We start from the raw sequence: 4,988 nt of genomic DNA on the forward strand, positions 1-4,988 counted from the left end.
CCCCCAACCCTGCCCCCTCCCCCTACAGGCCGCACCCTCTACGTTTCGCCCAGTGGCAACGATAGCAACGATGGGCTGAGCGAAACCCGCGCTTTCCGCACCCTGCAACGGGCCTCCAACCAGACCCAGCCGGGAGATCTGGTGCTGGTGATGAATGGGGAGTACACCAATTCCACTTACAACAGCATTATTCTCAATATTAAGCGCTCGGGCACGGCTAACCAGTGGATTATCTACCGGGCCTATCCGGGGCATCGGCCCAAGATCAAACTCGAGGCCAACTGGGTCGGCATCTTGCTGGAGGGCGTCTCTTATGTGGCCATCGAAGGGTTCGACATAGAAGGCAATGCAGCCAGTGTGAGCCTCGAGTACGCCCGCTCCCAGATGAATGTGCTGGATAACCCGGTCACTGCCGGTAGTTGCCTGGGTATTGGTCCCCGTTACCAGCAGCCCGATCTGCGCTCGCACCATATCGTCGTGCGCAACAACCGGGTGCTGCGCTGCCCGGGAGGTGGCATATATAGCGTGCAGGCCGATTATCTGTATATCGAAAACAACGTTGTGGCCGAGAATGGCTTCTATTCCCCGCTGAATAAAAGTGGCATCTCGACCTACCAGAACTGGAATTCCGATAGCTCCACCGATTTCAAGATCTTCATCCGGGGCAACATTGTCTACAAAAACGAGAACCGGATTCCCTTCTACTATTCCAACCCCGATCCGGCCAAACGGGTCATCTCCGACGGCAATGGGATTATTGTGGACGATGGCCGCAACACTCAAAACTACGGCACCAACCCTGGCGTACCCTACCGGGGCCGCATCCTGATCGAGAATAACCTGATCTTCGACAACGGGGGACGGGGGGTTAATATTTTCTATTCCGACAACGTAGTGGTGCGCAACAATACCCTCTATGCCAACGCCCGTACCCCCGACATCTGCTGTGATCTATCGGCGTATTTTTCGGGAAATGTGGGGTTTTACAACAATGTGGTCTATGCTCGTTCCGACCGGGCAGCCACAGCGGTTTATAGCGTAACGAACTTCGTGTTCAGCAGAAACCTGTATTTTGCTGCTAACAGTTTCCCCAATCGAAGCTCTACCGACCTGCTAGGCGACCCACAGTTCATCAACCCCAGCACCGACCCAGGTAGTGCCAACTTCAGGCTCAGGGCCGGCAGCCCTGCTTTGGGCCAGGGCCTGCCCGAGCAATGCGCCAGTACCGACCTGGAAGGCAAACCTCGAGCCAACCCCTGCACCCTGGGCGCTCACGAGTGACCCAGAAGGAAGATGGTTAGGCCTGACCCGCTGCATCCTTAGCTGCATCTATACAGGAGACACCCGACCCCGCCAGTCTCCAGTTTCCTTCAGGGCTGAGTTTCTTCGGATTCAGTTTCCAGCTCACCTTCCTCGGGGTTCTTCTTCATAATCTCCCGCAGCACTGTGGTAGCGTAGGCCCCTTTAGGCAGAAAAAAGCTTACCCAGAGCCCTTCTGAGGTCTCTTCCACGCTGGATTCAGTTAGGGGAAAGCGAATCAGGCGGCGATCCCCCCGGCGCGAGGCAAAATGGTGGCGCTCCAGATCATATCTCTGCAAAATCTGGTCTTCGAGGACCCGGGCTTCCCCCTCGGCTTCCCGATACTTTTTGCCGTACAAAGGCCCGGTGGCGCTAATTTCGAAGCGCTGGGCCCGGGGGGTTTCCAGCACCGCCTCGCGAACCACAAACTCCCCACCGGTATCGTGCTTTTTGGCCACATCCCCCTCGATGACCTGGTCGAACAGCCCCCTTTCCATGCGCAGGGCCAGCCAGTCGTTGAATAAGAGGCTTTGCAGGCTCGAGACCAGCAGCTTTTTGAGCCAGGTAGGGCTGTGTATCTTGCCTTTTTTGACCAGTTCGTAGCCCTTGACGGGGTTCAAGCCGCCAATACCAAACCGCTGGGGGCCATAGTAGTTGGGCACCCCCCGGCGCTCGAGTTCGTGAAAAACAGCCTCGACCAGCTCTTTGGACAAGCGGGAAGCCTCGCTGCTTGGCCGAATCAGGATACGGAAGCGGTTACCCCGCAGGTGGCCAGTTTTGAGCTTGTGGGGGTGCAGACCCCGCTCCAATACCCGTACCCCGGGGAGTTCAGACAAACTTTCCAGGCGCTCTTCGTGGCGAGCCGGAATACTAAACCATTGTCGGGTCAGGGCGTGCTTATCCTTCAGGCCCGCTACCCCGATATGGGCCTCGTTGATGTGCAGCCGGTCACGCAAAAACTCGAATACGTCCCGGGTGGTCAGGCCCTCTTTTTCGATCAGTACCAGCAGGTGTTCTCCCTGGCCCGAGGGGCTATAGGCCGGCACTTCATCGACCTGAAAATCCCTGGCTTGGTGGCGAATCACCCCGTCCATCCCAGGCAAATCCGGGGTGAGGTAAGGGTAGACATCAAAATCAAAGCGGAGATTGGGAAAAGAAGTCATACCCTATAGCATATAAGGGTGGATTCAGTAGATGCAGACCTGCTAGAAGCCCAGTTCGCCAACCATCTAACCCGCATGGTGCCGGAGGGCAGCCTGGTAGCGGCAGTATCGGGCGGCGGCGATTCGGTTGCATTGTTGCTCTTACTCACGTCAACCCCCCGCAAGGTGGTGGTGGCCCACCTCGATCACGCCTTGCGCGAGGGTTCGGCAGCTGACGCCTTGTGGGTTAAGTCGCTGGCCGAGCGCCTGGGCTATCCTTTCGAGTCGGAACAACTCGATGTCGCCCGGATTGCCGGCGAACGCGGGGAAAATCTGGAGGCCACCGCCCGGGAATTGCGCTATGGTTTTCTGGCCAAAGTAGCCAAAAAGCACCAGGCCCAGGCCATCCTGACCGCCCACACCGAAGACGACCAGGCCGAAACGGTATTGTTACAACTATTGCAAGGTACAGGGCGGGGCCTGGGGATGCGCCCCAAGCGGGGCAAGGTGGTGCGTCCGTTGCTCGAGGTCAGCCGCAGCACCCTGCGAGCCTACCTGCGCAGCAAAAACCAGGACTGGCTCGACGACATCACCAACGCCGACACCTCGATGGATCGCAATTTTCTGCGGCATGAGATTATTCCCAGGCTCAAAGATCGCTTTCCCCAAACCAATGCCTCCCTGGCCCGTTTTGCAGCCATCTCCCAGGTAGACGATGAGGCCCTCGACCCTCTGGCCGAACAAATACTGCTGCGGGACGGGCGCTGGCCCTGCCCCGCCTATCGCATTGCCCCCCTGGCCCAGGCCCCGGCTGGACTCCGGCGCCGGGCCTTGCGGCAGATGATCGAGCAAATAAGGCTGCGGCCTGAGGCTACCTGGATTACCCAGCTCGAGCGTGCCTTGCAGGGCGAGGCCTTTACCCTCCCCGAAGGCTGGCAGGTTCGTCGTCGCGATGGGACCTTGTTCCTGATTCCGCCCATAGTGGACACTTTTCCGCCCTGGCGGGGCTCGAGGCTGCCCAAGCCGGGCGACCAGATCGACCTGCCGGAAGGCCGGGTTCGGCTGGTGGACTTTTTTACCCAACACAGTGTCCCCCCCGAGCTCAAGCAGGTTTGGCCGGTGCGGGCCACGGGCGACGTCGTGCAGGAAGTCTGGAACCTGTGGCCCGAGTCGGACGACCTCGAGCACATGCGCACCGCCCTCGAGCAAGCCAGGCTGGCACGCGACGGTGGTGAAGTACCTATTGGGGCGGTGGTAGTCTGGGACGGCACTGAACTGGCCTCAGCCCACAACCAGGTGGAGCAAAGCCGGGACGCCACTGCCCACGCCGAGCTATTGGCCTTGCAGAAAGCCCTGCTCAAGAAGCAAGCCAAGGTGCTGCCTGGAGCCACCGTCTATGTCACCTTGGAGCCCTGCCCTATGTGTTTTGGTGCGCTGATGGAGGCCCAGGTTCGGCGGGTAGTCTACGCTGTAGAGAACCTCAAAGCCGGAGCCGTAACGGTTCATCGCATGAAGCCGCCCTTTGAGTGGGAAGGTGGTTGGCTCGAGCGCGAGTCGGCAAAGCTCTTGAGGGACTTTTTTGCGCACAAACGTGCCTCTTAATGAGTCCCTCGGCGAACCAACAACATCCCTGACAAAACGCCCCGTGACTTTACAACCAAGTTGTGCTAAAGTCTCTATTCGGCTGCACCGCGGCAGCCGGATTAGCATAAGTGGAGGGGTGCCGGAGTGGTTGAACGGGCCGGTCTCGAAAACCGGTATAGGGGGTTCCCCCTATCGAGGGTTCGAATCCCTCCTCCTCCGCCAGAAACACCCGGTCAGGGCACACATGCAGAGTCAGGGCACAAACTGCCCTAGCCTGGTGCCTGAACGTTCCCTAGCGGTTCAGCGTTCACCCTCAGCAGGCCCGATTGGGTATAACTTATTACTAATGGATACCATTTTGCGCGAAGTTACCACCGAAGAGGTGCGCATCCTCCTCGAGCAGTTAGGGGCCAACGCCGAACAGGTTAAGGAAGACCTGTTCAATCTGGAATTTCCCAACGGCTTGCGCGGGCACCTCATTACCTACGGCGAGCCACACGTGAGCAGCCTGCAATTGCGGGCCGGGTTCTCGGGTTTTGATCGGGTGGAACCGCGCCACCTGCTCAACTGGAACCGCCGCTACCGTTTCACCAAGTCGTATCTGGATGCCGACAACGATCCGGTCATCGAGAGCGACCTCCGCCTCGAGGGCGTCACCCCCGAGGCCATCCACGCCTTTATACGTGATTTCGGCGACCAGGTCACGCTGTTTTTCTCCTACATGCGCATGATTGATGCCAATCTGGTGGAATAATTCTGCGCCACACTCAGCCCACCCAAAAACCTAATTCGCCTCCGAGCAACTTGTATTTGGTCAGCACCCGCCTGAGGGTTTCTAAGTATCTCCACATCAGATTTTTACCTCTACAGCCCCCAGTAGACCTAAGGCATGCAAAAGGGCTTGCTTGAGTTGCGAGAGGCAAGCGTAATGACGGCGGGGCAGGAGGAAGGCTTTGAGCTTTT

General features: G+C 58.5%; 4 protein-coding genes and 1 tRNA gene. 4 read left to right on the plus strand and 1 reads right to left on the minus strand.

All coding sequences use genetic code 11. The features are described 5' to 3' along the window. The coding region (locus tag Mhypo_RS17175; RefSeq protein WP_119342458.1) for a right-handed parallel beta-helix repeat-containing protein at positions 1-1,281 on the plus strand (1,281 nt) is incomplete at its 5' end. Positions 1,282-1,370: 89 nt separating this feature from the next. Here the strand turns inward: Mhypo_RS17175 and truD are convergent. Continuing rightward, positions 1,371-2,462: a tRNA pseudouridine(13) synthase TruD gene (gene truD, locus Mhypo_RS17180; protein WP_119342459.1), complete on the minus strand. Its 1,092-nt coding sequence runs from the start codon at positions 2,460-2,462 to the stop codon at positions 1,371-1,373. A gap of 75 nt (positions 2,463-2,537) precedes the next feature. On the opposite strand from truD, the gene tilS reads away from it, so the two are divergent. The 3 genes from tilS to Mhypo_RS17195 all read left to right on the plus strand — a co-directional run bounded on the left by tilS (position 2,538) and on the right by Mhypo_RS17195 (position 4,779). After that, positions 2,538-4,043, plus strand: a complete 1,506-nt coding sequence (gene tilS / locus Mhypo_RS17185) for a tRNA lysidine(34) synthetase TilS (RefSeq protein WP_186814658.1) — start codon at positions 2,538-2,540, stop codon at positions 4,041-4,043. Between the two features lie 112 nt (positions 4,044-4,155). Continuing rightward, positions 4,156-4,247 (plus strand) — tRNA-Ser (locus tag Mhypo_RS17190). Positions 4,248-4,371: 124 nt separating this feature from the next. Further along, the gene (locus Mhypo_RS17195; protein ID WP_119342461.1) at positions 4,372-4,779 is read left to right on the plus strand and encodes a YbjN domain-containing protein; all 408 of its coding nucleotides are present in this window, start codon (positions 4,372-4,374) and stop codon (positions 4,777-4,779) included. Positions 4,780-4,988: the final 209 nt, after the last annotated feature.

Source organism: Meiothermus hypogaeus, from assembly GCF_003574035.1.
Taxonomy (GTDB): domain Bacteria; phylum Deinococcota; class Deinococci; order Deinococcales; family Thermaceae; genus Meiothermus; species Meiothermus hypogaeus.

Coding starts and splice junctions, on each gene's coding strand:
- truD (WP_119342459.1), bottom strand. CDS start 2,462: ATGACTTCTTTTCCCAATCTCCGCTTTGATTTTGATGTCTACCCTTAC.
- tilS (WP_186814658.1), top strand. CDS start 2,538: ATGGTGCCGGAGGGCAGCCTGGTAGCGGCAGTATCGGGCGGCGGCGAT.
- Mhypo_RS17195 (WP_119342461.1), top strand. CDS start 4,372: ATGGATACCATTTTGCGCGAAGTTACCACCGAAGAGGTGCGCATCCTC.